The sequence below is a fragment of the Aeromonas simiae genome (assembly GCF_000820125.1).
Lineage (GTDB): Bacteria > Pseudomonadota > Gammaproteobacteria > Enterobacterales > Aeromonadaceae > Aeromonas > Aeromonas simiae.
Genome location: NZ_CDBY01000023.1, coordinates 61,951 through 86,201, shown reverse-complemented (window position 1 = coordinate 86,201; position 24,251 = coordinate 61,951). Strand labels below are relative to the sequence as shown.

The window sequence follows — 24,251 nt, the reverse complement described above, 5'->3', positions numbered from 1 at the left end:
CGACGCAGTATTACCCCACCCGCTGGCCATCATGAAAAAAGAGGGCAGTATTTTAGAGCTGCCCCCCTTGAATTCAAAGCCTTTTCACCCTTCATGAGACGATCCTGCCAGGAGATGATGGCAAAAAAGCTGATCCACGCATGATTCGAGATATAATGCAGCGCTATTTTTCACGCATATCGAGAGTCGGCACAAACGTGAGCAACAGAATTCGTATCGGGGGAGATCTGCAACACTCCCTGACCCAGGGCTATCGTATCGATCTTCGCGGCCTGCTGACGGAAGGGTGGACTCAGACTCGTCGCAATGGTTTCGGGCTGCTGTTGGCCATCGTCGGCGTGGTGGCCATCTGGTTGCTGCTGACCCAATGGGTGCTGGGCCACTCCATCACCACAGAGGGGGAGGAGAGCATGGATCTGTCGCTCACCTTAAGCCTGCTCATCACCGTCATCATGGCCCCCATGACCGCCGCCCTCGATATGCTCGGGGTGCAGCAGGCCATCGGAGTCCGGGCCCGCGCCGCCCAGGTGTTCGACTTCTTTCGCCACTTCATCCGCCTTGGCACCCTCTCCTTGCTCACGACCCTGATGGGGTCGCTGGCGGGAACCCTGCTCTCCATGCTGGGTGCCCCCATGCTACTGGTGTTGCTGCCTACCGCCCTGCTCAACATGGCGCTGCTCTTTAGCGTGCCGCTGCTGCTGGAGCGGGGCATGACCCCCTGGCAGGCGATCGTCACCTCGGTCCGTCTGTTCCTGCACGGCTGGCCTTCGCTCCTCGTGCTGCACATGGTGATGCTGGCGCTCTTCATGCTGGCCTTCATCCCCATGGGGCTTGGCCTGCTTCTGGTCGCCCCCCTTTATTACAACATCAAGGGCATTCTCTACCGGGATCTGTGCGGCATCGCCGTGGAGGTGTCGGAGGCGCCGACGGAGCCGGATCACTTCAACGCCTAGGAGGGCAGATGAAGTCAGCATGGATGGGGGCACTGCTGCTGGCCGGCGGCGCATCGGCCTGGCCGCTTGAGATAAGCTATGCCGACTTCTACGGCCCGATGCAGCGGGCGGCCAAGGGGGACGTTGGGTTAGCCCGGCTCGGGTTTTATCTGACCGATCAGCAAAATGGACGGCGCTGCGCCGTGCTGGGCGGCCGCGTCGAGACGCTGGATCGCCATGTGCCGATCGCCATCACGGCCGATGCCGAGTTGCGTTTGCCGTATGACGAGGGGCTAAGCCTCGACAAGACGAAGGTGGTGCTCGAGCTGGGTGACGAGTCCCAGTGCAGCCTCTCGGTGCAGGTGATGGCCGAGTTATCACCCGGTCTGCTCCAGGTGGCGACACTCGAGCAGGCACAGGGCGACATGCAGCGGTTGCTTGAGCAGATGTCGGGCAGGCTCGGGCGGCTCTTTTTGCCCGAGATGCAGGGCGTGCGCCTTGAGATGCTGGCCGAACGTGGCGAAGGTGCGTTGCAGGTGCAGGGGCGCAGACAAACGCTGGCCTGGAAAGCGCATCAGCTGACCCTCGATAAGGGCTCGCTGGCAGCCTTCTCTGGCGGCACGTTGCAGCTGGACTCGCCGGTGCTGCGCCTGACCCCCTGGCTGCCGGCGCGATAGCCGGTCAAGGTGCAGAGCATGAACACAGTACGTAAAAAGGAGCCATCAAGGCTCCTTTTTACTCTCTGCATCTCGGGCGGCTAGGGTTAGCGCACCTCAATCACGTCGAGGCGCTCCATGCTGTCGATGTCGAGCAGGGGGGAGGCCGGCAGCTCGGGGGGATCGAAGGCCTTGTCGCCGCCATCGATGATGCCGGAGTCGCGGTTGATGCTCTTGAAGTCAAACAGCGAGTGATCGAGCAGGTGGCTCGGTACCACGTCCTGGATGGCGGTGAACATGGTCTCGATGCGACCGGGGAAGCGGCGATCCCACTCCTGCATCATCTGTTTGATGGCCTTGCGTTGCAGGTTCTCCTGCGAGCCACACAGGTTGCAGGGGATGATGGGGAAGGCCTTGGCGTCGGCATAGCGCACCAGATCCTTCTCTTTGCAGTAAGCCAGCGGGCGGATCACCACGTTCTTGCCATCGTCGCTCACCAGCTTGGGCGGCATGGATTTCAGTTTGCCGCCATAGAACATGTTGAGGAACAGGGTCTCGAGGATATCGTCGCGGTGGTGGCCCAGCGCAATCTTGGTGCAGCCCAGCTCCTGGGCGGTGCGATAGAGAATACCGCGGCGCAGACGTGAGCAGAGCGAGCAAGTGGTCTTGCCCTCGGGGATCTTCTCCTTGACGATGGAGTAGGTATCCTCCTCGACAATCTTGTACTCGACGCCGAGGCCGGCAAGGTATTCGGGCAGAATGTGCTCGGGGAAGCCGGGTTGCTTCTGATCCAGGTTCACGGCGACCAGCTCGAAATGCACCGGCGCGCTCTGCTGCAGGTTCATCAGGATGTCGAGCATGCCGAAGCTGTCCTTGCCACCGGAGAGGCACACCATGATCCGATCGCCTTCCTCAATCATGTTGAAGTCGGCAATGGCCTGGCCTACGTTGCGGCGTAGGCGTTTTTGCAGCTTGTTGAAGTTGTATTTCTCTTTGGCGGTGAGCGCGTCTTGCATGGCGTCAAAAACCCGGGACAAAAACAGGCGGGTATTATAGCCGTGTCCCGGGTCAGGGCAAGTCAACCCTTGCGGCGGGTTGCGACGGGGCAGACGTAGTCGTCAGGCTTTAAGATCAGCATGTCGCAGTGGAGCTGATCCACCACCTGCTCGGCGGTATTGCCAAGCAGGGCCGCCGAGAGCCCGGTGCGACCAACGCAGCCCATGATCATCAGGTTGGCATTGAGCTCCCTGGCCAGCTCGGGCAGCACCTCCTCCGGTAATCCCTCGCGGACTCGGGTCCATGCCTCGCCAATACCGAAGTGCGCGGCGTGCTGGTGCATCAGCTGTTCATGATGGGTACGGATGGCCTCGCTGTAGGCGCGGGGATCAAACTCGGGAAGTTCGATGGCGACATTGACCGGAGTGCCCGGGTAGGTGTTGACCAGATAGAGGCTGGCTCCCAGTAACTCGGCCACTTCAAGCCCCTCGGCCGTGATGCGCTCGTTGAGTTTTTGCTGTTCGGTATCCTCACTGGTGCAGTTGATGGCCGCGATAATATGGCCGCCACGAACCCATTGCCCCTCCTTGACCAGCAAGATGGGGCAGGGGCATTTGCGCAGCAGGTGCCAGTCGGTCGGAGTAAAGATGAAGGTTTGCAGAAAGCTGTGATGGTGGGTGGCCTTGACCACCAGATCATACCCCTCGGTCAGCACCTCCTGCAGGATGCACTCGAACGGGCGACTGTGCCACACCACCTTGCTGGCGACCTTGAGCCCCTGAGCCTGGTAGGGGGCAAGCAGTTGTTCGAGCCACTCGCTACGCTGGGCGATGACGCCATCTTGCATCTCACGGCGCTCCTCGGCCGAGAGCATGGAGGTCATTTCATAGGAGAAGTCGTAGATAGGGAGTAGCAGGGTCAACTCGGCATCCTGCTCCAGCTCGGCCACCTTGACGGCGCGGCTCAGGGCGACTTGCAGCTCCTCTTCCGGGTTGGCGACAACCAGAATTTTGCGGTATTTGACCATATATCCTCCCTCGCAGCACAGCCTCGGTAGACGGTAGTTCGGCTATTTACAAGGGTAGATCAGATGGGAGAGAAGGGGCGTGGGCCGGATCACCTTTGTGGTGATCCGGCGGGGGAGATCAATTGCAGTCGGTCGGGGTGCTGCCAGCCATGTTGGCCAGCGCTTGCGGATCGAGGACGGTGATGTATTTGCCCTTGACGCTGATGAGGCCGGTCTTCTGGAAACGGCCGAGCAGGCGGCTAATGGTTTCCACCGTGAGGCCAAGATAGTTGCCAATGTCGCCACGGGTCATGGAAAGGCGGAACTCACGGGCGGAGAAACCCCGCTCGGAAAAACGCATCGACAGGTTGTAGAGGAAGGCGGCGAGACGCTCCTCCGCGTTTTTCTTGGAGAGCAGCAGGATCATCTCCTGATCGCCCATGATCTCATTGCTCATCAGGCGCATGATCTGCTGGCGCAGCTTGGGCATCTTGCCTGAAAGGTCATCGAGGACATCAAATGGGATCTCGCACACCATCGCGGTTTCTAAGGCTTGCGCGAAAGAGGGGTGGGCCTGCTTATGAATCGCATCAAAACCCACCAGATCGCCGGCCAGATGGAAGGCGGTGATCTGCTCATCCCCCTGCTCGGTGATGGTGTAGGACTTGATGGTACCGGAGCGGATGGCATAGAGCGACTTGAGCTCATCGCCTGCTTTGAACAGCTCTTCACCCTTCTGGATCGGCTTTTTACGCTCGATGATGCTATCGAGCATATCCAGCTCATTGTCGTTGAGCGTGAAGGGGATACAGAGTTGGCTGATGCTGCAATCCTGGCAGTGGATGGCACAACCGCCGCTCTGCACGCGTCTGCCAGCTTTCTTTTCCGGTATCATAGGCGCTTCGAAAGAATTGATTTATGTCAAAGAGTCTACCATTAACCACCCACAGTTGGATAGAGTCCTAAAGGAGTCTAATCCCCACCCAGAGGGCATGCAGGCCGAACAGGATCAGCAAGATGGCACTGCCCAGGCGCAGGCTGCGTTGGGCGAGCCAGTAGCGCAGCCGATCGGCTAATCCTCCCAAGGCAAACAGGGTCGGCAGCGTGCCGATTCCAAAGCTGAGCATCACCAAGGCCCCCTGACCGGCGCTGCCAGCGGCGGCGCTCCAAGTCAGCATGGAGTAGACCATGCCGCAGGGAAGCCAGCCCCATACCATGCCAAAGGGGAGGGCTGCCAGCGGGGTGCGCAGTGGCAGGCAGCGGTTGGCCAGAGGGCGGATCAGCGGCCACAGGCGGGCCCCGAGCCGTTCGATAGCCAATACCCCCTGCCACCAGCCTGCCAGGTAGAGCCCTACCGCCATCATCATCAGTGCGGCTACCAGTTGCAGGCCGACCAGGGCGTGACGGCTTTGGCCCAGTTCGGCCAGCGAGGCCAGCAACCCGCCCGCAAGCGCCCCGGCCAGCACATAGCTGGCGATGCGCCCTGCGTTGTAGCAAAGCAGGTAGGCCAGACGCGGCGTGAAGCGCTGATGGTGGGCGGGAATGGCCATGGAGAGCGCCGCCGACACGCCGCCGCACATGGCAAAGCAGTGGCTGCTGGCGGCCAATCCCATCAAGAGGGCGCCGAGTAGATCAAGGTTCGCGCTGGTCATCCTGCGGCTCCTTGGTGGACGGCTCCTCGTCGTCAAACAGAATGCTCGAGCCTTGGCGATCGAGATCCTCAAACTGCTCGGCGCGGATGGCCCAGAAGAACAGTACCGCCGCGATGATGACGAACAAGATGGCGATGGGGATGAGCACGAAGATGATGTTCATAGCTTGCCGAGCCTCATGGAGTTGCCGACCACCACCAAGGAGCTAAGCGACATGCCGGCCGCCGCCAGGTAGGGGGGCAGCCAGCCACTGGCGGCCAGCGGCAGCACCAGCAGGTTGTAGCCGAGGGCCCAGGCGAAGTTCTGACGGATGATGCGCCGGGTGTGGCGGGCGAGGCGGCGCGCCTCCAGCAGCTTGGTCAGATCGTCGCCAAGCAAGATGGCGTCGGCACTGTTTTTGGCCAGATCGGTGCCGCCGGCCATGGCGAACGACGCGTGGGCGCCAGCGAGCACAGGGGCGTCGTTGATGCCGTCACCCACCATGATGCAGATATCCCCCTTGGATTCGCGCCCCTTGAGGTAGGCGAGCTTGTCATCGGGGGTGGCCCCCTTGATCAGCGCATCGATCCCCAGTTCGCTGGCCACCCTGTCGGCTTGCGCCGAGCCATCGCCGGTGAGCATGGTGACGGCGAGCCCCTCCCGATGCAGCGCCTGAATGAGGCCGGGGGCATCGGGGCGCAGGGCATCGTCCAGCTCGAAGCGGGCCACCAGCAGCCCCTCCTCTTCCAGCCAGATACACAGGCCGCGCTCGAAGGCGGTGGGCGCCTTGAGCCAGCTGGCGCTGCCGAGACGATAGCGCGTGCCGGCGATGGTGCCGGCCACGCCATGGCCCGGAGTGAGGTGATAGTCGGTCACCGGGAGCGGCGCCTCGTGGCGGCGAAAGGCGCGCGCGATAGGGTGTTCAGAGCGCGCCTCCAGGCTGGCGGCAATCCGCAGCAGCCGCTCGGCCGTCTCGGGCTGCATCGCCTGCACCCGGCTCAGGCGGATGGTGCCGCTTGTCAGGGTTCCGGTCTTGTCCAGCACCACCCGGGTGGCCTGGGTCAGCACCTCTAATACCTGAGCACGGCGCAGCAGTATACCGGCGCGGGTGAGGCGGGCGGTGGCCGAGGTCAAGGCGGTGGGGGTGGCGAGCGAAAGGGCACAAGGGCAGGTGGCCACCAGTACGGCCAGGGTGATCCAGAAGGCCTGCTCGGGCGCGTGGACATGCCAGAAGGCCCAGACGGCGGCGGCGATGAGCAGTAGCGCCAGGATGAAGTAGCGCGAGAGGCGGTCGGCCATCACCGCCAATTGCGGTTTCTCCTCCAGGGCGGCCTCTTGCAGACGCAGGATCTGGGCGATACGCGAGGCCGAGATGGGGCGGGAGACCCGCACCAGCAGCGGGCTGTCGCTGCAGAGGGTGCCGGCATAGACCGGCTCACCGGGGTGGCGAGCCACCGGCAGCGACTCGCCGGTCAGCATCGATTCATCTAGGCTGGCCGTCCCCTCGAGGATGAGGCCATCGGCCGGCACGGTGGCGCCGGCCAGCACCCGGATGGTGTCTCCAACGGCCAGGGTCTTGGCCGCGACCAATTGCGCTTCATTGCCGCTCACCCGCGTGGCCATCACCGGTACCATGCGTGCCAGGTTGGAGCTCGACTCCGAGGCCTTGCGCCGTGCCCGCAGCTCGAGCAGGCGGCCGAGCAGCAGGAAGAAGACGAACATGGTGATGGAGTCGTAGTAGACCTCACCGGTGTTGAACACGGTGGCCCACATGGAGGCGAGAAAGGCGCCGATGAGGGCCAGCGACACCGAGACATCCATGGAGAGGTGCCCCTGTTTCAGGCTGCGCCAGGCCCCCACGTAAAAGGGTTGGGCCGAGTAGAGCATGATGGGGGTCGACAGCAGCAGGCTTATCCACTTGAAGTAGATGAGAAACTCCTCCTCCACGCTGACGAAGAGATCCATGTAGAGGGCGATGGAGCACATCATCACCTGCATCGAGCCGAGCCCCGCCAGCCCCATGCGGTAGAGGTAGCCCTTGACCTCGTGGGCGTAGCGCTCCTCCTGCCGGTGGGTCTGGAAGGGGTAGGCGCGATAGCCAACGGCGGCAAACCCCTTGAGGATCTCGCTTAACGGGAGTTGCTCGGGATCCCAGCGCACCCGGACGCGGTGGGTGGTGGTATTGACGTTGACATAGCGCAGCCCCGGCAGGGTGAACAGATGGCGCTCGATGAGCCAGGCGCAGGCGGCGCAGGTGATCCCTTCGACGGTGAGCTGAATGTCGCGCTCGCGGCCATGCTCGCTGACAAAATCTTGCTGCACCTCGGCCAGATCGTAGTGGGCGAGGGCAGCCAGCTCGGCGGGGAGCAGATCCCCTTTGGCGCCGGGGGCGCTGCGGTGCTCGTAATAGCTGGCCAGCCCGCTGCCGAGGATGGTGTCGGCCACCGCCTTGCAGCCTGGGCAGCAGAAGGGGTGCACCACGCCCTTTATCTCAAGGTCATAGCCGGGGGCGGTGACCGGTTCACCGCAGTGGAAGCAGGAGCTCATCTCAGCGCCCCTTGGGATCGAGAATGTGGCCGTTCGCCAGGGGCAGGCGGACTGTCTCCTGCAAGCGCCACTCGCTGTCGAAGGCGTCGATGCGCACCTGCCACTTGCCGCTCAGGGGAGCGTCCAGATTCAGGCGATAGGTGCCGCTGCCGTCGGCCGTCAGCAGATGAGTGCTATCGCGCCCCGGCAGGGTGGGGTGAAAAAGAGAGAGACGCAGGGCCTGATGGGGGGGGATGGCACCCGTCAGCTTGCGCAAGGTGATCTCGCGGCCGTCGACGGCCAGCACCATGGTGATGCCGAGCGCCTCGGCCCTGTCAAACTTGCTGAGATCCTGGTTGATCTCCTTGCCCTGCTTGTAATAGTCCTCGGCCACCAGGTTGACCCCGTCGCGACCGGCGATGATGGCGGTGTAGATGCTGGCCACCACGGCGCACAGGGGCAGGAAGATGAGAAACCAGGGCCAGAATTGGCGATACCAGGGTTGGGGCATGAGCAACTACCGTGAAACGAATGATTAACCGCGCCGGTTAAAAATGGCCTCCCCAAGATAACAAAAAGCCCCGACGAGTCGAGGCCTTTTGCCGATAAGTCGCGGCAGAGTCACGCTTTTATGCTAGTGGGAGAGGCTGTAGACGTAAGAGGCGAGCAGGTGCACCTTGTCTTCGCCCAGCACCTCGTGCCAAGCCGGCATCACGCCGTGGCGACCATAGGTGATGGTCTCCTCGACCGTCTGCCGCGAGCTGCCATAGAGCCAGCTGTTGTTGGTCAGATCCGGGGCCCCCAGCATAGGGTTGCCCTTGCCATCCGGGCCATGGCAGGCGGCGCAGATGGTGGCAAAACGCGCCTCGCCCTTCTTGGCCTGGATGGGGTTGACGGTGCGCCCGGAGAGGCTCAGCACATAGGCCGCCGCCTCCTTCACCCCGTCTTTGCCGAGCACGTCACCCCAGGGGGCCATGATCCCCTGACGGCCGTTCATGATGGTGGTCTTGATCTGCTCAGGCTGACCGCCCCACAGCCACTCGCCGTCGGTCAGGTTGGGGAAGCCCTTGCCGCCACGGGCATCGGAGCCGTGGCACTGGGCGCAGTTTTGCAAGAATAGGCGCTGGCCCACCTTGAGAGCGTTCGGATCGTTAGCTATCTGCTTGATGGCCTTGTAGGTCTTGCCGTCGGCTTCGTAGGTCAGCTCGCGGAACTTGGCGCCGTAGAGGGCGTCGGCCTTGGCCTGCTCGCGATCATACTGCACGGCCAGCCCCTGCTCGCGGGCGGCGGCGGTGGCCGCCTTGGAGTCGCTTAAGGAGCGCACGTCCTGATTGGAGCTCTGCCAGCCGAGCAGCCCCTTGAAGTTGCCAAGGCCGGGGTAGGCGATGAGATAAATGAGGCTGACCACGATGAGAATGATGAACAGATAGCTCCACCACTTCGGCAGCGGATTGTTGATCTCGGCGATGCCGTCGAAGGTGTGGCCCATCGGCTTACCCTCTTCGACCCCCATCTTGTCCTTGAGGCACCACCACAGCAGGGCGAAGCAGCCCAGTATGGTACCGAGGGTGATCACGGTGACAAAAATACTCAACAGAGTGCTCATTCTGGTTTCGCTCCTGCGTTCTTATTCCCATCGCGGGTCGGCTCTTCGTCGGCGAAGATCAGGTTGGCGGCCTCATCGAAGCTCGCCTTGCGGCGTTTGCTGAAAGCCCAGAGGATGATGCCGACCATGAGGATGATCAGCAGCAGGGTGTAGAGGCCGCGGAAAGTGCCGTAATCCATATCCCTTGCTCCTTACTTGAGGGCCGTGCCGATGGACTGCAAATAAGCGATCAGGGCGTCCATCTCGCTCTTGCCCTTGACCGCCTCGCCAGCCCCTTGGATCTGCTCGTCGCTGTAGGGCACGCCGAAGTGATCGCGAAACAGGGCCAGCTTCTTGCCGGTCAGCTTGCCATCTAGCATGTTCTGCTCCAGCCAGGGGAAGGCGGGCATGTTGGACTCGGGCACGACCGAGCGCGGATCGCGCAGGTGGGCGCGGTGCCAGTCATCGGAATAGCGGCCGCCGACCCGGGCCAGATCGGGGCCGGTGCGCTTGGAGCCCCACAGGAAGGGGTGCTCCCAGACGCTTTCGCCGGCGACCGAGTAGTGGCCGTAGCGCTCGGTTTCGGCGCGGAACGGGCGGATCATCTGGCTGTGACAGACGCTGCACCCCTCGCGGATATAGATGTCGCGCCCCTCCATCTGCAACGCGGTGTAGGGTTTGAGCCCCTCGACCGGCTCGGTGGTCTGCTTTTGGAAAAACAGCGGGGTGATCTCGACCAGGCCGCCCAGGCTGATGGCGAAGACGATCCCCAGCGCCAGCATCGGCACGCTCTTTTCAAATATCTCGTGGCGGTTGTTGTTGCTCATGACATTACCTCATCAGTCAGGCCGGCTGGGCGATGGGCTCGAGCGAGCCTTTGGGGGCGGTGATGGTGCGATAGGCGTTGTAGGCCATCAGCAGCATGCCGGCCAGGAAGAAGCAGCCACCCAGGAAGCGCACGAAGTAGAAGGGGTAGGAGGCCTGCAAGGCTTCCACGAAGCTGTAGGTGAGGGTGCCATCCTCGTTGACGGCGCGCCACATCAGCCCCTGCATCACGCCGGAGATCCACATGGCAACGATGTAGAGCACGGTGCCGACGGTGGCCAGCCAGAAGTGGACGTTGATGAGGCGCACGCTGTACATGCGGCTCTGGCCGAACAGGTTCGGGATCAGGTGATAGACCGAGCCGATAGAGACCATGGCAACCCAGCCGAGCGCGCCGGAGTGGACGTGACCTATGGTCCAGTCGGTGTAGTGGGAGAGGGCGTTGACCGTCTTGATCGCCATCATGGGCCCTTCGAAGGTCGACATGCCGTAGAAGGAGAGGGAGACGATCAGAAAGCGCAGGATCGGGTCATAGCGCAGTTTGTGCCAGGCTCCCGACAGGGTCATGATGCCGTTGATCATGCCGCCCCAGGAGGGGACGAACAGGATGAGCGACATCACCATGCCGAGTGATTGGGCCCAGTCGGGCAGGGCGGTATAGTGCAGGTGGTGCGGGCCGGCCCAGATATAGAGGGAGATGAGCGCCCAGAAGTGCACGATGGAGAGGCGGTAAGAGTAGACCGGTCGCCCGGCCTGTTTGGGCACGAAGTAGTACATCATGCCGAGGAAGCCTGCGGTCAGCAGAAAGCCCACCGCATTGTGGCCATACCACCACTGCACCATGGCATCCATGGCCCCCGAGTAGAGGGAGTAGGACTTCATGGGGCTGAGGGGAACCTCCATGTTGTTGACAATGTGCAGCACGGCCACCGTGATGATGAAGGCGCCGAAGAACCAGTTCGCCACATAGATGTGGGAGGTGGTGCGCTTTATCAGGGTGCCGAAGAAGACGATGGCGTAGGCGACCCAGACCACAGTGATGGCCAGATCGATGGGCCACTCCAGCTCGGCATACTCTTTTGAGCTGGTATAGCCCTGTGGCAGGGTGATGATGGCCGAGAGGATGATGGCCTGCCAGCCCCAGAAGACGAACGCCGCCAGTGGCCCGCCAAACAGCCGGGTCTGGCAGGTGCGCTGTGCCACATAAAAGGAGGTGGCGATCAGGGCGCTACAGCCGAAGGCGAAGATGACGGCGTTGGTGTGCAGCGGGCGCAGACGGCTGTAGGTCAGCCAGGGAGTGTCGAAGTTGAGGGCAGGCCAGATCAGCTGGGCCGCGATCAGTACGCCCACCGACATGCCGACAATCCCCCAGATGATGGTCATCACGGTGAATTGGCGGACAACGGTGTAGTTGTACTCGGGATGGGTTGTCGTATGGCTCATCGTTATATTCCGCTTCCGATGCTGTTGTTCTCAAACTGTGGTTCGGGTGGAACCGCTAGCAACTGGGTCAACGTGACGTCATTACCCGATCTGGTGCTCATTGTTAATGAAACGAAAAGCAAAAGAGAGGGAAATGAAAACTCGCTGCTGATGATACTGAAGCAGTGGGTAAAATAACAGTATAAACAGTGATATATTTGGCTCAGAGCGGCGTCGTTACTGGCTTTCATCCGTTCGTGGATTGAGGGGGCAATGGCCTGTTTTGCCGGTTTTTTCAATGTGGAAATGAGATGCAGGGCAAACTTACCAAACGTAAATTGTTACAAATTGTGATCATGTTGGCACTTTTGCTGGGACTGGTGGTGTATCGCACGCTCACCCCGCCGCTGACGACGCAGGTACATGATGCCACGCGTTGCGATCTGTCACAGGGGGCGTGTCGCCTGCCATTGGGCGATAGCGCTGTGCTGGTGAGCAGCAGCGAGCAACCGATCCGGCCCGAGTCTCCTTTTCTGCTGCGCCTGCATGCGCCGGCCATCGCCCCGACAAACGCCTATATAGAGGGGCGCAGCATGTTCATGGGACGCATCCCATTGCAGCTGCGGCAAGAAGGGGGGGATTGGGTCGCAGAGGGGATGGTGGGCGCCTGTACGCATGCCGGTATGGTGTGGCAGATCGTGGTCGAATTACCGGGCCATTCCCCCCTGATGATCCCTTTTTTGGTCGCTGAACAATGACAAGACCATGAAAAATCATTTGAAATTTTTTCTGCGACAGTTAACGTGCATCCATTTCACCTCACGACTTTAACCACATGAGTGACAAGAACGCCTTTTATCTGCGCCTGCAACAGCAGGTCAGCGCCCTGATCGAGGGGGAGCCGGATGCGATAGCCAACATGGCGAACCTCAGCGCCCTGCTCAATCTTGAGCTGGAAGGGATTAACTGGGTCGGATTTTATATCCTGCGCGGCGACACCTTGGTGCTCGGTCCGTTTCAGGGCAAACCGGCCTGCATCCGCATTCCGGTCGGTCGTGGGGTGTGCGGGACGGCAGCCGCCGAGAACGCGACCCAACTGGTCGCAGACGTGCACCAGTTTGCCGGTCATATCGCCTGCGATGCGGCCAGCAATTCGGAGGTGGTCATTCCGGTTCGTCATCAGGGTCGAGTGGTGGCGGTGCTGGATATCGATAGCCCACTTTTTAGCCGTTTCGATGCAAATGATGCGGCTGGACTCGAGGGAATCGTGGCCATGTTGGAACGCGGTTGGTCATCCATCGCATGAGAAGTTCGCAAACCGGCCCAAGCTCTTTATAATGGGGCCTTTGTCGTACAGGGCTGAGCCCGGTCATTTTTAAGCCAAGGTTATACATGGAAAACACTGAAAAGCTGAAGAACAGTAAAGAGGTCATTGCCTATCTGGTGGAGAAGTTCCCCGCCTGCTTCATCGCCGAAGGGGAAGCCAAGCCGCTCAAGATCGGCATCTTCCAGGATCTGGCCGAACGTCTGACCGACGATCCCAAGGTATCCAAGACCCTGCTGCGCTCAGCCCTGCGTCAATACACCTCCAGCTGGCGTTATCTGCATGGCCTCAAGGCCGGTATGGCCCGTGTCGATCTCGACGGCAACCCCGGTGAGCTGCTGACCGAAGAGCACATCGAGCATGCCAAGCAGGCACTGAAGGAGAGCAAGGATCGTGTCTTTGCCAGCCGTCGGGCCTCCAATGCCGCCGCCGGCAAGGCCGATAACGCTGACAAGGCTGACAAGGCTGACAAGGCTGACAAATCCGATAAGCCCAAGAAGCCCCGTCGTCCGCAGCCGCGCAAGGTGGCCGCTCCGGTGCTGACCCCGGTGAACGCTGGCGAGCTCAAGCTCGAGCAGGGGGTCAAGGTGGTACTGGGTAAATCTCCGATGGCCGCCACCATCAAGGAGATCACCAAGGATGACGTGCAAGTTCAGCTGCAGACCGGCATGATGCTGCGTGTCAAATTTGAACACCTGGTCCTCTAAGGAGGCATTTTTTGAAGCAAGGCGTCATTCGTTATTCCATCATCGCCTGTAGCCTGGCCCTGGCCGGGTTTGCCCAGGCGGTCGAGCCCGTGCTCAAGGAGAGTGACCTGCCGGTTCTCAACCAGGAGAGTCAGCATGCCACTGCCAGCAAACGGATCACCAATCTGTTTACCCGCTCTCACTACAAGCAGTTCCAGCTGGATGCCGCCTTTTCCGGCCAGATCTTTGACAAGTATCTGGAGGGCCTCGATTACAGTCGCAACCTGTTTCTTGCGGCTGACATCGAACGCTTCGAGAAATACCGCAGCGGATTTAACAAGGATCTAGAGCGGGGTCGTCTCGATCCCGCTTATGACATGTTTAACCTGAGCCAGCAGCGTCGCTACGAGCGTTACGTCTATGCGCTCAAGCTGCTCGATACGCCGTTTGATTTCACCCAGAAGGACGAATACGTCTTCGACCGCGCCAAGTCGCCCTGGCCCAAGAGCAACGACGAGCTCAACGAGCTGTGGCGGCAACGGGTCAAGTACGATGCCTTGAGTCTCAAGCTCTCCGGTAAGGAGTGGCCCGAGATCAAGGAGCTGCTGGCCAAGCGTTACAACAACGCCATCAAGCGCATGTCTCAGACCGAGAGCGAAGACGTGTTCCAGCTCTTCATGAACTCCTTCGCCCGCGCCATCGAGCCGCACACCAGCTACCTCTCCCCACGCAATGCCGACCGGTTCAACTCCGAGATGAATCTCTCGCTGGAGGGGATTGGCGCCGTGTTGCAGGCCGAGGATGACTTTACCGTTATCCGCTCTCTGGTGCCCGGTGGCCCGGCTGCCAAGTCCAACCAGCTCAAACCCGATGACAAGATCACCGGGGTCGGGCAGGCGGACGGCAAGGTGGTCGACGTGATCGGCTGGCGCCTCGATGAGGTGGTCGATCTCATCAAGGGGCCCAAGGGGAGCAAGGTGCGCCTTGAGATCCAACGGGGCAAGGGGGCCACGGTCAAGACCGAGGTCATCGAGCTGACCCGTGACAAGGTGCGTCTGGAAGACAGGGCCGCCAAGTCCAAGGTGCTGAGCGCCGAGGGCAAGAAGATCGGGGTCATCGAGATCCCAAGCTTCTACGTCAACCTGCACGAGGATGTGATCAAAGAGCTGGCCACCCTCAACAAGCAGAAGATTGACGGCTTGGTGGTCGACTTGCGCAGCAACGGTGGCGGTGCCCTGACCGAGGCCTCCGCCCTGAGCGGCCTGTTCATCAATGCCGGCCCCGTGGTGCAGATCCGCGATCACATGGGGCGGATCACCGTCAACAGCGATGATGATGGTCAGGTCTACTACGGCGGCCCGATGAGCGTGCTCATCGATCGCTACAGCGCCTCGGCTTCCGAGATCTTTGCGGCAGCCATGCAGGATTACGGCCGCGCCGTCATCATCGGTGAGAACTCGTTTGGCAAGGGCACGGTGCAGCAGCACCGCAGTCTCGCCAAGGTGTATGACTTCTACGACGAGCCGCTTGGCCACGTCCAGTACACCATCGCCAAGTTCTACCGCATCGACGGTGGCAGTACCCAGAACAAGGGGGTGGTGCCGGACATCGCCTTCCCGACGGCCATTCCCCATGAGGAGACCGGCGAGAGTCAGGAGCCCAATGCCTTGCCGTGGGACAAGATTGCCTCGGCGCGCTATCAGCGGGTAGGGAGCTTCTCGTCCCTGCTACCTCAGCTTGACGAGCGTTATCAGGCCCGCGCCACGCGCGATCCGGAGTTTGCCTACCTGCAACAGGACATTGCTGAATACAAGAAGGAGAAAGACAGAAAGTCGGTCTCCCTCAATGAGGCAGAGCGTCGTGCCGAGCAGGAGAAGCAAGATGCGCTGGCCCTGGTGCGTACCAACGAGCGCTTAAAGCGCATGGGTAAGCCGCAGGTGAAATCCCTAGATGCGCTGCCGGCTGACTATGAGGCGCCGGATGCCTTCTTGCAGGAGGCGGCATATATCACCGCCGATCTCAGCAGTCGGCTCACGGGAAAGAAAAAGGGTTAAATGCCCACAAACAAAAACGGCCAACAGATGTTGGCCGTTTTTTTTATCCATCAGCGGATCAGCGAGCGCGCTTGAGCGAGAGCTGCACCGAGCCCACCGGCCGGCAGCAGCAGGGGAGGCACTCTCCGCTGGCCACGAAGGCCAGCGGTGTCTGCAGGTAGTCGACGGTCCCGGCCAGCAGCGGTGTGCGGCAGGCGCCACAGTAGCCGCTGCGACACTGATATTCGACCTCGATACCGTGGCGCTCGAGGGTCTCGAGCAGGGTTTCCCCCGGTGCCGGCTGCATGGGGCCGGCCTCGGTGTGGATCCGCGGACGCTGCTCGACGTCCAGCGGGCGCGCGATCACCGTCATCAGAGTTCGAAGTCGCCGAGATCTTCGTGGCTTACCTCACTGTCGATCTGGCCGACCAGGTAAGAGCTGATCTCGACCTCCTGCGGGGCCACCTGCACGTTGTCGGAGGAGAGCCAGGTGTTGATCCAGGGGATCGGGTTCTGCTTGGCGGCGAAGGCCGGTTGCAGGCCGACCGCGCTCATGCGCAGGTTGGTGATGTACTCGACATACTGGCACAGGATGTCCTTGTTCAGGCCGATCATGGAGCCGCCCTGGAACAGGTATTCGGCCCACTCCTTCTCCTGGATGGCGGCCTCCTTGAACAGCTCAAAGCACTCCTGCTCGCACTCCTGGGCAATTTCGGCCATCTCGGGGTCGTCGTTGCCGCTGCGCATCAGGTTCAGCATGTGCTGGGTGCCGGTCAGGTGCAGCGCCTCGTCACGGGCGATGAGCTTGATGATCTTGGCGTTGCCCTCCATCAGCTCGCGCTCGGCGAAGGCGAAGGAGCAGGCAAAGCTGACGTAGAAGCGGATCGCTTCCAGCGCATTGACGCTCATCAGGCACAGATAGAGCTTCTTCTTGAGCGTGCGCAGGGTCAGGGGCACCGTCTTGCCGGCAATGGTGTGGGTACCTTCACCGTGCAGATTGTAAACGGCGGTCGCCTCGATCAGGTCGTCATAGAAGTGGCTGATGGAGCTGGCGCGCTTCAGGATCTGATCGTTGGTCACGATGTCATCGAACACCAGCGCCGGATCGTTGACGATGTTGCGGATGATATGGGTATAGGAGCGGGAGTGAATGGTCTCGGAGAAGGACCAGGTCTCGATCCAGGTCTCCAGCTCCGGCAGCGACACCAGCGGCAACAGGGCGACGTTGGGGCTGCGTCCCTGAATGGAGTCGAGCAGGGTCTGGTACTTCAGGTTGGAGATGAAGATGTGCTGCTCGTGGGGGGGCAGGGCCTGGTAGTCGATGCGATCGCGCGACACGTCCACCTCTTCAGGGCGCCAGAAGAAGGAGAGCTGCTTCTCGATCAGCCGCTCGAAGACTTCGTGCTTCTGTTGATCGTAACGAGCCACGTTGACCGGCTGGCCGAAGAACATGGGCTCTTTGAGCTGGTCATTCTTGGTTTGACTGAAGGTGGTGTAGGCCATGGCGATAGCTTCTTCTTTTCAAAAAATAAGTGGGAACGAGGGGATAAACCAAAGCAGCAGGGCGGGAGTATTACCTCCCGCCCATCGTATCAGATCTTGCATGCACCGCTGGCACAGCCGTCATCTTGCAGATCGGTCTGCGTGTCGTCGGCACCGTCACGGGTGTTGTGGTAGTAGAGGGTCTTGACCCCGTATTTGTAGGCGGTCAGCAGATCCTTGAGCAGCTGCTTCATCGGCACCTTACCACCCTCGAAGCGGGCCGGATCATAGTTGGTGTTGGCGGAGATCGCTTGATCCACGAACTTTTGCATGATCCCGACCAGTTGCAGGTAGCCATCGACGCTCGGCTGTTGCCACAACAGTTCGTACTGATCCTTGAGGCGGCTGTATTCCGGCACCACCTGCTTGAGGATGCCATCCTTGGAGGCCTTGACCGACACCAGGCCGCGCGGCGGCTCGATGCCGTTGGTGGCGTTGGAGATCTGGCTGGAGGTCTCGCTCGGCATCAGGGCGGTCAGGGTGGAGTTACGCAGACCCACGCGCTTGATCTCTTCGCGCAGCGACTCCCAGTCGTAGTGCAGCGGCTCGTTGCACAGGCCGTCGAGATCCTTTTTGTAGGTGTCGATCGGCAGGATGCCCTGGGCGTAGGTGGTCTCGTTGAAGGAGGGGCAGGCACCAAACTCGCGGGCCAGCTGCACCGAGACCTTCAGCAGGTAGTACTGGATCGCCTCGAAGGTGCGGTGGGTCAGGGCCAGGCCGGAGCCGTCGGAGTAACGGGCGCCGTTCTTAGCGAGGTAATAGGCGTAGTTGATGACGCCAATCCCCAGGGTACGGCGGTTCATGCTGCCCTTCTTGGCGGCACCGATCGGGTAGTCCTGATAGTCGAGCAGGGCATCCAGGGCACGCACGGTCAGCTCGGCCATCTCTTCGAGATCCTCGAGCTTGTTGATGACGCCGAGGTTGAAGGCGGAGAGGGTGCACAGGGCAATCTCGCCGTTCTCATCGTCGATGTTGTTGAGCGGCTTGGTCGGCAGCGCAATCTCAAGGCACAGGTTGGACTGGCGTACCGGGGCCACGGCTGGATCGAACGGGCTGTGGGTGTTGCAGTGATCCACGTTCTGGATGTAGATGCGGCCGGTGCCGGCGCGCTCTTGCATCATCAGGGAGAAGAGATCGACCGCCTTGAGGGTCTTCTTGCGGATCGAGGGATCCTGCTCGTACTGGACGTAGAGCTGCTCGAACTTGTCCTGATCGGCAAAGAAGGCGTCGTACAGGCCCGGTGCATCGGACGGGGAGAACAGGGTGATGTCACCGCCCTTGATGAGGCGCTGGTACATCAGCTTGTTGATCTGCACCCCGTAGTCCATGTGGCGAACCCGGTTCTCTTCCACGCCGCGGTTGTTTTTCAGCACCAGCAGGCTTTCGACTTCGATGTGCCACAGGGGGTAGAACAGGGTCGCAGCACCGCCGCGCACGCCGCCCTGGGAGCAGCACTTCACCGCCGTCTGGAAGTACTTGTAGAAGGGGATGCAGCCGGTATGGAAGGCTTCACCGCCCCGGATCGGGCTACCCAGACCGCGGATGCGACCGGCGTTGATGCCGATGCCGGCCCGCTGGGAGACGTAACGCACGATGGCGCTGGCGGTGGCGTTGATGGAGTCCAGGCTGTCGTCGCACTCGATCAGCACGCAGGAGCTGAACTGACGGGTCGGGGTACGCACGCCGCTCATGATCGGGGTCGGCAGGGAGATCTTGAAGGTCGAAACTGCGTCATAGAAGCGCTTGACGTAATCGAGACGGGTGCTCTTCGGGTACTTGGAGAAGAGGCAGGCCGCCACCAGCATATAGAGGAACTGCGGGCTCTCGTAGATCTCGCCGGTGACCCGGTTCTGTACCAGATATTTCCCCTCAAGCTGCTTGACGGCCGCGTAGGAGAAGGTCATGTCACGGTTGTGATCGAGATGCGCGTGCAGCTCGTCGAATTCGGCCTGGGTGTAGTCTTCCAGCAGGTGCTTGTCGTACTTGCCCATGTCGACCAGCTTGGCGATGTGCTGGTAGAGGTGGGGCGGCTCGAATTGGCCATAGGCCTTCTTGCGCAGGTGGAAGATGGCCAGACGGGCGGCCATGTACTGGTAGTCCGGGCTCTCTTGGGAGATCAGATCGGCGGCCGCCTTGATGATGGTCTCGTGGATATCGGAGGTGCGAATGCCGTCGTAGAACTGGATGTGTGACTTGAGCTCAACCTGGGAGACGGAGACGTTATCGAGCCCTTCGGCGGCCCAATCCAGTACACGGTGGATCTTGTCCAGATCGATCGGCTCTTTATTGCCGTTGCGCTTAGTCACAAACAAGTTCATGAGTTGACCTTCTTATTTTTGATTCCCGAAAACCCTCACCCGCGTCAGCTAAGGCTGGCGGGTGAGGCACAAGATATAGTGTTATTTTCAAACCGGACTACAAGATAGTGAGATAAACACGTCTTTGCAATCCATCAATGGGTGCATTACCTGTGGATAAGGTGTGAGTCTGGCGTGACTGTTAGTGTCTGCTCACAGCGAGGGAGTCGGCAACTCTTCCCTGCGCTTTCCCACCCCCTGGATCCGGGCAGAGGCAAAATTTATCGCAACTATTTTGCTTGCACCGAGAGGCACTTTTTACTAGTGCCAACGCACTGTTTATTGGCTGTGCAACCTCTGTCAGAAGTTGACGACACCCCGTGGGCTGGAAGGGGAGAGAGCAGGGCGACACACGCGCTCTTAGCGACGCATTCGCAGCCAGTGATGCAGCGCCTGCACCGTATCGAAGTGCAGGTCGGCTTGCCAGTCTGCGGGATCTTCACGCTCATCGAGATATCCCCAGCCCGCGATCGCCGTCGGCATGCCGGCGTTGCGGCCGGCCTCGATGTCGCGCAGATGATCCCCCACATATAAGGTGGTGGCCGGGTTCACCCCGAGCCGTTCACAGGCATAGAAAAGGGGAGCGGGATCGGGTTTGCGCACTGGCAGGGTGTCGGCGCTGACCGTGACACCGCACCCCTTGAGGGCCGGCAACTGGGCCAGCAGCGGCTCGGTGAGAAAGCCGGGCTTGTTGGTGACAATGCCCCATGGCATGGCCTGATCCTCAAGCCAGTCGATGAGATCGATCATCCCCTCATAGGGGCGAGTACCGATACAAAGATGGGCGGCGTAATAGTCGAGCAGGGCCGTGCGCAGGCGCGCGGCGCCGAGCTCTTCAAGCTGCTCGTCACCGAGGCCTGCCCGCAGCAGGCCGAGTGCGCCGTGGGAGGTGGTCTGGCGAATGATGTGTTCGCTCAAGGGGGCAAACCCCTCTTCTACCAACACGTGGTTGACGGCGGCGCCGAGATCCGGCGCCGTGTCGAGCAGGGTGCCGTCGAGATCGAACAGCACCGCGGTGACCTGGCTCATCGCTCTCCCTCCGGACGCACCAAGGAGACCATGTAGTTAACGTCGACGTTGGCGCCGAGGCGAAAATCCCCCGCCAGGGGGCGGTAGTGGACGCCACTCATCGCGCGCACCAGCAGGCCGGCCCGCTCGGCCATGTGGCACAGCTCGGCCGGCATGATGAACTTGGCGTGGTCATGGGTGCCCTTGGGCACCATCTTCAGCAGATACTCGGCGCCGACGATCATCATGAGAAACGACTTGGGGTTGCGGTTGATGGTCGAGACCACCACCTGGCCACCGGGGCGCACCAGGGTGGCGATGGCGCGCAGCACTGATGCCGGGTCCGGTACGTGCTCGAGCATCTCCATGCAGGTCACCACATCATACTGACCGGCGGCCTCTAGGGCGTGGGCTTCGGCGGTGATCTGCCGGTATTCGAGCTCTACCCCCTGCTCGAGGGCGTGCAGACGGGCCACCGAAAGCGGCTCTTTGCCCATGTCGATGCCGGTCACGATGGCGCCGCGGCGGGCCATGCTCTCGGCCAGGATGCCGCCACCGCAGCCGATGTCGAGCACCTTCTTGCCAAACAGGCCGCCGCATTGGGTATCAATCCACTCCAGACGCACCGGATTGATCTGGTGCAGTGGCTTGAATTCCCCCTCGAGATCCCACCAGCGCGAGGCGATGGCCTCGAACTTGGCGATTTCCGACGAATCGACGTTGCCGCTGGCGGCGATCTGTTCAGCATTCATGCGCAACACTTCCTCTGGCTGACCGCCGGGGGGCGGTCCTGACATTTTGCGGGCATTATAACGGACACCCCCTGACAGGCCAGAACCGTTTTTGGCTTAAGCATTTAGGCGCCATGTGTTAATATGACGCGCTGTTTAAGCCAAAGAACAACTAAATAGGGATTAAGGCTTTCTATGAGCGATCTGGCCAGAGAGATCACGCCGGTCAACATTGAGGAAGAGCTCAAGAGTTCCTATCTCGATTACGCCATGAGCGTCATCGTGGGACGAGCCCTGCCGGATGTGCGTGATGGCTTGAAACCGGTTCACCGCCGCGTGCTGTTCGCAATGAACGAGCTCGGCAATGACTGGAACAAGCCCTACAAGAAATCGGCCCGTGTGGTCGGTGACGTAATCGGTAAATACCACCCGCACGGCGACAGTGCCGTGTATGACACCATAGTCCGGATGGCGCAGGATTTTTCCATGCGCTACATGCTGGTCGATGGTCAGGGCAACTTCGGTTCGGTCGATGGCGATAGCGCCGCGGCCATGCGTTACACCGAAGTGCGTATGGCGCGCATCTCCCACGAGCTGCTGGCCGATCTCGACAAAGAAACCGTGGACTGGGTGCCCAACTATGATGGCACCGAACAGATCCCGGCTGTGCTGCCGACCAAGGTGCCGAACCTGCTGGTGAATGGCTCCTCCGGTATTGCGGTGGGCATGGCCACCAACATCCCGCCTCATAACCTCACCGAGGTGATCAACGGCTGTCTGGCCCTGATCGAGAATGGCGACATCGGCATCGACGAGCTGATGGAGTACATCCCGGGCCCCGACTTCCCCACCGGCGGTATCATCAACGGTCGTTCTGGCATCCTGCAGGCGTACCGTACCGGCCGTGGCTCCATCTATGTGCGGGCCAAGGCGGAAGTGGAAGTGGACGACAAGAGTGGTCGCGAGACCATCATCGTTCACGAGATCCCCTACATGGTCAACAAGGCGCGCCTCATCGAGAAGATCGCCGAGCTGGTCAAAGAGAAGAAGGTCGAGGGGATCAGTGCCCTGCGCGATGAGTCCGACAAGGACGGCATGCGCATCGTCATCGAGATCAAGCGCGGTGAGTCTGGCGAGATTGTGCTGAACAATCTCTACAAGCACACCCAGATGCAGACCACCTTCGGTATGAACATGGTGGCGCTGGATAACAACCAGCCCAAGGTGCTCAACCTCAAGGAGATGCTGGAAGCCTTCTTGCTGCATCGCCGCGAAGTGGTGACCCGTCGCACCGTGTTCGAACTGCGCAAGGCGCGTGATCGGGCCCACATCCTGGAAGGTCTGGCGGTCGCGCTGGCCAACATCGACCCCATCATCGAGCTGATCCGCCACAGCGCGACTCCGGCCGAGGCGAAAGCCGGTCTGGTCGCCAGGGGGTGGGCGCTCGGCAACGTGGCCGCCATGCTGGAGAAGGCCGGTGGCGACGCTGCCCGTCCCGAGTGGCTGGAGCCCGAGTTCGGTATCCGCGACGGTCTTTACCACCTGACCGAGCAGCAGGCCCAGGCCATCCTCGACCTGCGTCTGCACAAGCTGACCAGCCTCGAGCATGAGAAGATCCTCGAAGAGTATCAATCCCTGCTCGATCTCATCGCCGAGCTGCTGCACATCCTGGCGAGCCCGACCCGCCTGATGGAGGTGATCCAGGGTGAACTGCTGGCCGTGCGCGAGCAGTATGGCGACGAGCGTCGCACCGAGATCAGCGCCTCCAGCGCCGAGATCAACATCGAAGATCTGATCACCCCGGAAGACGTGGTAGTGACCCTGTCCCACCAGGGCTACGTGAAGTATCAGCCGCTCTCCGATTACGAAGCCCAGCGCCGTGGCGGCAAGGGCAAGTCCGCGACCCGTATCAAGGAAGAGGACTTCGTCGAGCGCCTGCTGGTGGCCAACACCCACGACACCATTTTGTGCTTCTCGACCCGTGGCAAGGTGTACTGGCTCAAGGTCTATCAGCTGCCGGAGGCTTCCCGTGGCGCCCGCGGCCGTCCCATCATCAACCTGCTGCCGCTGGAAGAGGGTGAACGCATCACCGCCATCCTGCCGGTCAAGGAGTACGATGCGGACAAGTACGTCTTCTTTGCCACCGCCAACGGCACCGTGAAGAAGACCAGCCTCTCCGACTTTAGCCGTCCGCTCTCCTCGGGGATCCGGGCCATCAACCTGAAGGAAGGGGATGAGCTCATCGGTGTCGACATCACCGACGGCAGCAACGAGATCATGCTCTTCTCTGACGCCGGTAAGGTGGTGCGCTTCTTCGAAGGCGCCGGCCGTGCCGAGGATCAAGTGGAAGAGGGTGACGAGGCCGAGTCCGATGACGACGCCGCCGAAGGCGAAAGCAAGGGCGGCAGCTTCAAGGGCGTGCGCCCGATGGGCCGGACCGCCGCTGGCGTGCGTGGCATCAAGCTGGGCGCCGCTGACAAGGTGGTCTCCCTCATCGTGCCCCGTGGCGATGGCGCCATCCTCACCGCGACCGAAAATGGCTACGGCAAGCGCACCGCGCTGGACGAATATCCGACCAAGAGCCGTGCCACCCAGGGCGTTATCTCCATCAAGGTGGACGAGCGCAACGGCAAGGTGATTGACGCGATCCAGGTCGACGAGACCGACCAGATCATGCTCATCACCGATGGCGGTACTCTGGTTCGCACCCGTGTCAGTGAAGTGAGCGTCATCGGTCGTAATACCGGTGGTGTGCGCCTCATCCGCACCGGTGAAGAGGAGTGCGTGGTCGGCTTGCAGCGTATCGCCGAGAGCGATGACGATGATGAGCTCGAGCCGCTCGAGGGTGACGTAAGCACCGAAGGTGACGTGAGCGCCGAGGGCGAAAGCCCGGCAGACGACACCGCCGAGTAAGCCCCTCCCGATGAAAAAGAGCGCCAATAGGCGCTCTTTTTTTATCTCCGTCACGGGGATGTCATGGCGCTGTGTCAG

24 protein-coding genes are annotated in these 24,251 nt (G+C 61.1%); 8 read left to right on the top strand and 16 right to left on the bottom strand.

Annotation, left to right across the window (positions count from 1 at the left end):
• Positions 1 to 209 precede the first annotated feature (209 nt).
• Both BN1134_RS03315 and BN1134_RS03310 read left to right on the top strand, forming a co-directional pair.
• A complete protein-coding gene (locus tag BN1134_RS03315) occupies positions 210 to 953 on the top strand; it encodes a DUF2189 domain-containing protein (protein ID WP_042045293.1) in 744 nt (247 codons plus the stop codon).
• An 8-nt stretch (positions 954 to 961) separates the two neighbouring features.
• Entirely contained in the window at positions 962 to 1,609 is a 648-nt protein-coding gene (locus BN1134_RS03310) for a DUF2987 domain-containing protein (RefSeq protein WP_042045226.1), read from the top strand.
• Positions 1,610 to 1,695: 86 nt separating this feature from the next.
• Here the strand turns inward: BN1134_RS03310 and ttcA are convergent, their stop codons facing one another.
• The 11 genes from ttcA to ccoN all read right to left on the bottom strand — a co-directional run bounded on the left by ttcA (position 1,696) and on the right by ccoN (position 11,600).
• Positions 1,696 to 2,604 carry a tRNA 2-thiocytidine(32) synthetase TtcA gene (gene ttcA, locus BN1134_RS03305; protein ID WP_042045225.1) on the bottom strand — a complete coding sequence of 303 codons (909 nt, stop codon included), beginning with the start codon at positions 2,602 to 2,604 and terminating at the stop codon, positions 1,696 to 1,698.
• A gap of 62 nt (positions 2,605 to 2,666) precedes the next feature.
• Positions 2,667 to 3,611, bottom strand: a complete 945-nt coding sequence (gene uspE / locus BN1134_RS03300) for a universal stress protein UspE (RefSeq protein ID WP_042045224.1) — start codon at positions 3,609 to 3,611, stop codon at positions 2,667 to 2,669.
• A gap of 118 nt (positions 3,612 to 3,729) precedes the next feature.
• Positions 3,730 to 4,485, bottom strand: coding sequence for an FNR family transcription factor (locus BN1134_RS03295; protein ID WP_042045223.1), 756 nt, complete (start codon positions 4,483 to 4,485; stop codon positions 3,730 to 3,732).
• Positions 4,486 to 4,552: 67 nt separating this feature from the next.
• Entirely contained in the window at positions 4,553 to 5,242 is a 690-nt protein-coding gene (locus tag BN1134_RS03290; protein WP_042045222.1) for a sulfite exporter TauE/SafE family protein, read from the bottom strand.
• Positions 5,223 to 5,405: a cbb3-type cytochrome oxidase assembly protein CcoS gene (ccoS, locus tag BN1134_RS03285; RefSeq protein ID WP_042045221.1), complete on the bottom strand. Its 183-nt coding sequence runs from the start codon at positions 5,403 to 5,405 to the stop codon at positions 5,223 to 5,225. Before ccoS ends, BN1134_RS03290 begins: the two co-directional genes overlap by 20 nt.
• On the bottom strand, positions 5,402 to 7,768 hold the full coding sequence (locus BN1134_RS03280) for a heavy metal translocating P-type ATPase (protein WP_042045220.1): 2,367 nt from the start codon (positions 7,766 to 7,768) through the stop codon (positions 5,402 to 5,404). The genes ccoS and BN1134_RS03280 overlap by 4 nt, the downstream gene beginning before the upstream one ends.
• 1 nt (position 7,769) lies before the next feature.
• Positions 7,770 to 8,258 carry a FixH family protein gene (locus BN1134_RS03275; protein ID WP_042045219.1) on the bottom strand — a complete coding sequence of 163 codons (489 nt, stop codon included), beginning with the start codon at positions 8,256 to 8,258 and terminating at the stop codon, positions 7,770 to 7,772.
• A gap of 123 nt (positions 8,259 to 8,381) precedes the next feature.
• Positions 8,382 to 9,353 (bottom strand): cytochrome-c oxidase, cbb3-type subunit III, encoded by a 972-nt coding sequence (ccoP, locus tag BN1134_RS03270; RefSeq protein WP_042045218.1) that lies wholly within the window; start codon positions 9,351 to 9,353, stop codon positions 8,382 to 8,384.
• Complete coding sequence (locus tag BN1134_RS03265) at positions 9,350 to 9,532, bottom strand: CcoQ/FixQ family Cbb3-type cytochrome c oxidase assembly chaperone (RefSeq protein WP_042045217.1); 183 nt, start codon at positions 9,530 to 9,532, stop codon at positions 9,350 to 9,352. The genes ccoP and BN1134_RS03265 overlap by 4 nt, the downstream gene beginning before the upstream one ends.
• Positions 9,533 to 9,544: 12 nt before the next feature.
• Positions 9,545 to 10,159, bottom strand: a complete 615-nt coding sequence (ccoO, locus tag BN1134_RS03260) for a cytochrome-c oxidase, cbb3-type subunit II (protein WP_042045216.1) — start codon at positions 10,157 to 10,159, stop codon at positions 9,545 to 9,547.
• Between the two features lie 16 nt (positions 10,160 to 10,175).
• Positions 10,176 to 11,600 carry a cytochrome-c oxidase, cbb3-type subunit I gene (gene ccoN / locus BN1134_RS03255; RefSeq protein WP_042045215.1) on the bottom strand — a complete coding sequence of 475 codons (1,425 nt, stop codon included), beginning with the start codon at positions 11,598 to 11,600 and terminating at the stop codon, positions 10,176 to 10,178.
• On the opposite strand from ccoN, the gene BN1134_RS19565 reads away from it, so the two are divergent.
• The 5 genes from BN1134_RS19565 (at position 11,592) to prc (ending at position 15,643) form a co-directional block, all read left to right on the top strand.
• Positions 11,592 to 11,777, top strand: a complete 186-nt coding sequence (locus tag BN1134_RS19565; protein ID WP_156991640.1) for a hypothetical protein — start codon at positions 11,592 to 11,594, stop codon at positions 11,775 to 11,777. The two genes, ccoN and BN1134_RS19565, sit on opposite strands and share 9 nt — an antisense overlap.
• Positions 11,778 to 11,935: 158 nt before the next feature.
• Complete coding sequence (locus BN1134_RS03250) at positions 11,936 to 12,337, top strand: hypothetical protein (protein ID WP_156991639.1); 402 nt, start codon at positions 11,936 to 11,938, stop codon at positions 12,335 to 12,337.
• Positions 12,338 to 12,414: 77 nt separating this feature from the next.
• On the top strand, positions 12,415 to 12,885 hold the full coding sequence (locus BN1134_RS03245; RefSeq protein ID WP_042045212.1) for a GAF domain-containing protein: 471 nt from the start codon (positions 12,415 to 12,417) through the stop codon (positions 12,883 to 12,885).
• An 86-nt stretch (positions 12,886 to 12,971) separates the two neighbouring features.
• Positions 12,972 to 13,610, top strand: coding sequence for an RNA chaperone ProQ (gene proQ / locus BN1134_RS03240; RefSeq protein WP_042045211.1), 639 nt, complete (start codon positions 12,972 to 12,974; stop codon positions 13,608 to 13,610).
• Between the two features lie 11 nt (positions 13,611 to 13,621).
• A complete protein-coding gene (prc, locus tag BN1134_RS03235; protein ID WP_042045210.1) occupies positions 13,622 to 15,643 on the top strand; it encodes a carboxy terminal-processing peptidase in 2,022 nt (673 codons plus the stop codon).
• A gap of 58 nt (positions 15,644 to 15,701) precedes the next feature.
• On the opposite strand, the gene yfaE is transcribed toward prc, so the two are convergent.
• The 5 genes from yfaE to ubiG all read right to left on the bottom strand — a co-directional run bounded on the left by yfaE (position 15,702) and on the right by ubiG (position 21,281).
• Positions 15,702 to 15,995, bottom strand: a complete 294-nt coding sequence (gene yfaE, locus BN1134_RS03230) for a class I ribonucleotide reductase maintenance protein YfaE (RefSeq protein WP_042045209.1) — start codon at positions 15,993 to 15,995, stop codon at positions 15,702 to 15,704.
• Positions 15,995 to 17,125 (bottom strand): class Ia ribonucleoside-diphosphate reductase subunit beta, encoded by a 1,131-nt coding sequence (nrdB, locus tag BN1134_RS03225; RefSeq protein WP_042045208.1) that lies wholly within the window; start codon positions 17,123 to 17,125, stop codon positions 15,995 to 15,997. The genes yfaE and nrdB overlap by 1 nt, the downstream gene beginning before the upstream one ends.
• Positions 17,126 to 17,214: 89 nt before the next feature.
• Positions 17,215 to 19,482, bottom strand: a complete 2,268-nt coding sequence (nrdA, locus tag BN1134_RS03220) for a class 1a ribonucleoside-diphosphate reductase subunit alpha (RefSeq protein WP_042045207.1) — start codon at positions 19,480 to 19,482, stop codon at positions 17,215 to 17,217.
• A gap of 399 nt (positions 19,483 to 19,881) precedes the next feature.
• Positions 19,882 to 20,550: an HAD family hydrolase gene (locus BN1134_RS03215; protein WP_042045206.1), complete on the bottom strand. Its 669-nt coding sequence runs from the start codon at positions 20,548 to 20,550 to the stop codon at positions 19,882 to 19,884.
• Positions 20,547 to 21,281: a bifunctional 2-polyprenyl-6-hydroxyphenol methylase/3-demethylubiquinol 3-O-methyltransferase UbiG gene (gene ubiG, locus BN1134_RS03210; RefSeq protein WP_156991638.1), complete on the bottom strand. Its 735-nt coding sequence runs from the start codon at positions 21,279 to 21,281 to the stop codon at positions 20,547 to 20,549. Before ubiG ends, BN1134_RS03215 begins: the two co-directional genes overlap by 4 nt.
• Before the next feature lie 174 nt (positions 21,282 to 21,455).
• On the opposite strand from ubiG, the gene gyrA reads away from it, so the two are divergent.
• Positions 21,456 to 24,173: a DNA topoisomerase (ATP-hydrolyzing) subunit A gene (gene gyrA, locus BN1134_RS03205; RefSeq protein WP_042045205.1), complete on the top strand. Its 2,718-nt coding sequence runs from the start codon at positions 21,456 to 21,458 to the stop codon at positions 24,171 to 24,173.
• Positions 24,174 to 24,251 lie beyond the last annotated feature (78 nt).

Excerpts from the sequence above, each read along its gene's own strand:
- BN1134_RS03275 (WP_042045219.1), bottom strand. The coding sequence starts at position 8,258 with ATGCCCCAACCCTGGTATCGCCAATTCTGGCCCTGGTTTCTCATCTTC.
- BN1134_RS03290 (WP_042045222.1), bottom strand. The coding sequence starts at position 5,242 with ATGACCAGCGCGAACCTTGATCTACTCGGCGCCCTCTTGATGGGATTG.
- BN1134_RS19565 (WP_156991640.1), top strand. The coding sequence starts at position 11,592 with ATGGCTCATCGTTATATTCCGCTTCCGATGCTGTTGTTCTCAAACTGT.
- BN1134_RS03280 (WP_042045220.1), bottom strand. The coding sequence starts at position 7,768 with ATGAGCTCCTGCTTCCACTGCGGTGAACCGGTCACCGCCCCCGGCTAT.
- ubiG (WP_156991638.1), bottom strand. The coding sequence starts at position 21,281 with ATGAATGCTGAACAGATCGCCGCCAGCGGCAACGTCGATTCGTCGGAA.
- uspE (WP_042045224.1), bottom strand. The coding sequence starts at position 3,611 with ATGGTCAAATACCGCAAAATTCTGGTTGTCGCCAACCCGGAAGAGGAG.
- nrdB (WP_042045208.1), bottom strand. The coding sequence starts at position 17,125 with ATGGCCTACACCACCTTCAGTCAAACCAAGAATGACCAGCTCAAAGAG.
- ccoP (WP_042045218.1), bottom strand. The coding sequence starts at position 9,353 with ATGAGCACTCTGTTGAGTATTTTTGTCACCGTGATCACCCTCGGTACC.
- BN1134_RS03265 (WP_042045217.1), bottom strand. The coding sequence starts at position 9,532 with ATGGATTACGGCACTTTCCGCGGCCTCTACACCCTGCTGCTGATCATC.
- BN1134_RS03295 (WP_042045223.1), bottom strand. The coding sequence starts at position 4,485 with ATGATACCGGAAAAGAAAGCTGGCAGACGCGTGCAGAGCGGCGGTTGT.
- BN1134_RS03250 (WP_156991639.1), top strand. The coding sequence starts at position 11,936 with ATGTTGGCACTTTTGCTGGGACTGGTGGTGTATCGCACGCTCACCCCG.
- ccoN (WP_042045215.1), bottom strand. The coding sequence starts at position 11,600 with ATGAGCCATACGACAACCCATCCCGAGTACAACTACACCGTTGTCCGC.
- ttcA (WP_042045225.1), bottom strand. The coding sequence starts at position 2,604 with ATGCAAGACGCGCTCACCGCCAAAGAGAAATACAACTTCAACAAGCTG.
- BN1134_RS03245 (WP_042045212.1), top strand. The coding sequence starts at position 12,415 with ATGAGTGACAAGAACGCCTTTTATCTGCGCCTGCAACAGCAGGTCAGC.
- ccoS (WP_042045221.1), bottom strand. The coding sequence starts at position 5,405 with ATGAACATCATCTTCGTGCTCATCCCCATCGCCATCTTGTTCGTCATC.
- yfaE (WP_042045209.1), bottom strand. The coding sequence starts at position 15,995 with ATGACGGTGATCGCGCGCCCGCTGGACGTCGAGCAGCGTCCGCGGATC.
- BN1134_RS03215 (WP_042045206.1), bottom strand. The coding sequence starts at position 20,550 with ATGAGCCAGGTCACCGCGGTGCTGTTCGATCTCGACGGCACCCTGCTC.
- gyrA (WP_042045205.1), top strand. The coding sequence starts at position 21,456 with ATGAGCGATCTGGCCAGAGAGATCACGCCGGTCAACATTGAGGAAGAG.
- proQ (WP_042045211.1), top strand. The coding sequence starts at position 12,972 with ATGGAAAACACTGAAAAGCTGAAGAACAGTAAAGAGGTCATTGCCTAT.
- ccoO (WP_042045216.1), bottom strand. The coding sequence starts at position 10,159 with ATGAGCAACAACAACCGCCACGAGATATTTGAAAAGAGCGTGCCGATG.
- BN1134_RS03310 (WP_042045226.1), top strand. The coding sequence starts at position 962 with ATGAAGTCAGCATGGATGGGGGCACTGCTGCTGGCCGGCGGCGCATCG.
- nrdA (WP_042045207.1), bottom strand. The coding sequence starts at position 19,482 with ATGAACTTGTTTGTGACTAAGCGCAACGGCAATAAAGAGCCGATCGAT.